The sequence below is a fragment of the Allobosea sp. FG18 genome, from assembly GCF_057809495.1.
Genome location: NZ_JBMDKB010000097.1, coordinates 1 through 334 on the forward strand (window position 1 = coordinate 1; position 334 = coordinate 334).

The following is a 334-nucleotide window of genomic DNA, read 5'->3' on the forward strand; positions in this document are numbered from 1 at the left end:
CCGGCCTTCACCTTGAGGCGCAGGTCCGCGATGCTGGTATAGGTCTCCTCCTTGATCTTGATGCCCAGCGCCTTGGCAGCAGGCTGGAAGAGCGCCTTGCTCTGGCCCTCCTGATAGGAACCGCCGAAGGAGACGACGGTCAGTTCCTGCGCCCAGGCAGGCGCAGCACTCATCAGGCCCAGGCCCATGACGAGGGCAAGGGCCGTTTTCGTCGGCATGATCGGCTGGCGCGGCATGTGTCTGTTCTTCCGTTTGAACCCGACATTCCCCAAGTGGCCTGCCGCTTGACTTCAAGATCGCCTGATTTTGCTCGCTGGGCAAGCGTTTTTCGCCC

General features: G+C 62.0%; 1 pseudogene. It reads right to left on the reverse strand.

Going from position 1 to position 334, the window contains the following annotated elements:
- Positions 1–236, reverse strand: a pseudogene (locus ACODTJ_RS29235) (ABC transporter substrate-binding protein); the annotation flags it as partial.
- Positions 237–334: the final 98 nt, after the last annotated feature.